Origin of the sequence: Psychrilyobacter sp. (assembly GCF_049671765.1) — a bacterium.
GTDB lineage: Bacteria > Fusobacteriota > Fusobacteriia > Fusobacteriales > Fusobacteriaceae > Psychrilyobacter.
The window spans coordinates 1-3084 of the sequence record NZ_JBATVM010000145.1 but is presented as its reverse complement, the minus strand read 5'-3'; the positions used below and the strand labels follow the sequence as shown (position 1 = coordinate 3084).

Annotated in this window: 2 protein-coding genes, 1 tRNA gene and 1 pseudogene; 2 read left to right on the top strand and 2 right to left on the bottom strand. The window is 28.8% G+C overall.

Annotated elements, in window-relative coordinates; all coding sequences use genetic code 11:
* Positions 1 to 326: 326 nt before the first annotated feature.
* Positions 327 to 412: transfer RNA gene (locus tag WBG30_RS06985), tRNA-Leu, on the top strand.
* A 156-nt stretch (positions 413 to 568) separates the two neighbouring features.
* Complete coding sequence (locus WBG30_RS06980) at positions 569 to 1069, top strand: N-acetyltransferase family protein (RefSeq protein ID WP_424503923.1); 501 nt, start codon at positions 569 to 571, stop codon at positions 1067 to 1069.
* A 47-nt stretch (positions 1070 to 1116) separates the two neighbouring features.
* Here WBG30_RS06980 and WBG30_RS06975 read toward each other — a convergent pair whose 3' ends face one another.
* On the bottom strand, positions 1117 to 2529 hold the full coding sequence (locus WBG30_RS06975) for a recombinase family protein (RefSeq protein WP_424503922.1): 1413 nt from the start codon (positions 2527 to 2529) through the stop codon (positions 1117 to 1119).
* Between the two features lie 101 nt (positions 2530 to 2630).
* Positions 2631 to 3084: pseudogene (locus WBG30_RS06970) on the bottom strand (hypothetical protein); the annotation flags it as partial.

Here is a 3084-nt window from a genome sequence, read left to right as displayed (position 1 = left end):
CTCTAATTATTGCTAAAACTGAGGGTGAAGATATCAGTGGAGAAGTCAAAACAAAATTAATTTAATGAAAATTTCATAAAAAAATACAGTTTATTAAGTAGTAACTTTACTTTAAATTAGATTTTTTTATTCATGAAATTACACAATGTAAATATATTAAAAACGAGAAGCAATAATTAAAAAATTATTACTCCTCATTTTATAAAAGTTTTACATTAATTTTTAGAGTTTACACAAAACTTGCAACACTCTCCAACTTGACTCTATCTTTTATTAAAAAAGGCTTGCTTTTCTTTATGACTTCTAGTATAATTATTTTTGTAGATGCCTGAGTGATGGAATGGTAGACATAGGGGACTCAAAATCCCCCGGGCGTATGCCCTTAAGGGTTCAAGTCCCTTCTCAGGTACCACATAACCCCATAATTTTGATTGTAGGGCTTATGTTGCAAAGGGTTCAAGCATTTACATTTTTTAAAAATAATTAGTATATATATAGAAACCTCCTAATATTTTAAATGACATTAGGAGTTTTTATTTTAAATTAAATAAAATAAGAGGTGGATAGAATGATTTATGAATTAGAACCAATGATTGTCGATGATGCTAAGAATTTACATGAGTTTTTTAACCTCATAGGGGGAGAAACAAATTTTGTATCTTTTGAAAAATTTGAATCTCCAAGCTTAGAAGCATGTAAATCACTACTAGATTCAACTAAAGAAGCTCCAAATTATGCTTATTGTATAAAAGATAAAGGTAAAATAATAGCTACTTTAACGGCTAATACTAGAAGTGGTAGATCCAGAGAAAGACATAAATCAGATTTTGGTATAGGAGTTTCTAAAGAATACTGGGGAAAAGGGATAGGTTCATTACTTATGGAAAAAGTGATCTCTGAATCTAAAAAGAACTTTATTTCTAAAATAACTCTAAAAGTCAGTGAGAAAAATGCTAGAGCTATAAAATTATATGAAAAATATGGATTTGAAATAGAGGGTGTGTATAAAAAAGATACGCTTATAAATGGGATAATGGAAACAGGAATTTCAATGGCATTATTCTTATAAAACGGATAATAAAACTATAAAAAAGCAACGGCTAAAATCCGTTGCTTTTACTTTAAATTAAATATTATATTGTATTCTAGGCTCCTACTATCAACTATTTCTATCTCTTGGATCAATACTCTAAATAATTCTTTTAATTGAATAGGCTCATATTCCTCATAATTTTCTAGAACTTCCCTTAGTAATTCATAATTTCCACGATTCTCATTATCATTTTCTTTTGATTTTATTTTCTCCAAAATTTCAATTTCTTTGTCTATAACCTTTAAATCATTTACATTTTCTTTTCTACTTTTAATATATTCTGATTCTGCAATTAATTCTTTTTTTAGCATATTTATAAGGTTGTTATTTTCTTTAGTCAATATATCTTTTCTATTCTCAAATATCTGTATTTGTCTTTCAACAGTTTCCATATAATTATCTACCTGATTTACCTCTTTTAACTTATCCACTTCAGTTATTTGAGTCAATACTTTTTCTTCTATCTTTCCAGCATTGATTCTTTTACCGCAAGTATCACACATATAATAATGGTATACCTTACCTCCCTGGGCTTTATTATCTATTTTATTCCCAAACATTTTATGACCACAAATACATTTTATCAACCCACCAAATAATGCGGTTGATCCATTTTTATTATCATAATCGATGGCTCTACTATTTTTTAATATCTTCTGAACCGTATTAAAGGTTTCTATAGTAATAATTCCTTTGTGGGTTCCTTCTGACAATATGTAATCTTCACTCTTTTTTCTAATCCCTGTAACTATATTTTTCTTTTTCACTCCAAATCTATATTTGCCTGCATAAAATGGATTAGTCAATATCCACCTTAAACTCTCTAATTTTCTATTAAATAATTTAGAAGTCCTCTTCAGACTTCTATTTTCTATAAATGTATCAAAATAAGCTTTTACTAGCTCGGCTTGTCTTTTATCTATCTTTATTTTTTTATTTTTTCTATCACCATCCCACACATACCCTATGGGGAGTTGCCCTCCCATCCATTCCCCCTTAGATGCTTTTTCATATGCACTGGACTTTACCCTAGCTGAGATTTGCTCCCTTTCATATTGAGCAAGTCCAGCCTGGATAGTGAAAAATAATCTTCCTGTACTTGTAGTGGTATTTAGATCTGGTTGTGAGATTGAAATAAATTTTATATCTTTTTCAATTAGATTAAAAACAAAGTTCATCATTGTATGAGTTTTTCTAGAGATTCTAGATGATTCATATACTAAAACTATATCAAAATTCTTTTTCTTTATATCTTTTAATAAAGTTTTAAATCCTATTCTTTCATCATTGGTCCCACTATCTACATCTTCATAAATTTTATATAGTTCATAATCATGGAGGTCACAATAAGATTCTATTTTTTTAATTTGTGTTTTTAAAGAGTTTTTTTCCTCCTGCATAGTAGTAGAGACTCTTACATATGCCCCTACTTTCATGCCTTGACTCTCTTGTTTATTTTCTTAAGTAACTTAACGACAGTACTCAAATTTTCTTTTGACTCAATCTCTGTTATTTTCTCATTAAATTTAATCATAGCTTATACCTCCTCAACTAACTTTAAATTATTTTTATTTTCCCACTCTTTCTCTTTATCCCTAACAGCTTGTTTCATATCTTTCAAATAGATTTCTAGTGCATCTACATCAGCCTTTAAAGAATTTAGTTCATTCCCATCTTCTACTTTGGTAATTCTAGTTTTCATTTTCTCTAATTTTTTGTAGTTTACATAGCTTGTAGTTTTCTTTTTAAACTCAATTGCTATCTGATCTCTTACAGGGGCTAGTAATTCTTTTATAGTTTCAGCTTTTTTTATTCCTCCATGAATGATCTTTTCCCTGGCATCTGCTGTAACATCTTTATGAGTCAAAAATTTAACTGATTGGGTAGAAAGGGATGCTATAAAATCTTTTTTATCGCCAAACTCCTGGAATAAGATAAATCTTTTAATGAACTCAGAAATATTATCTTTTGTAAGTCCATTGGCTTCATAC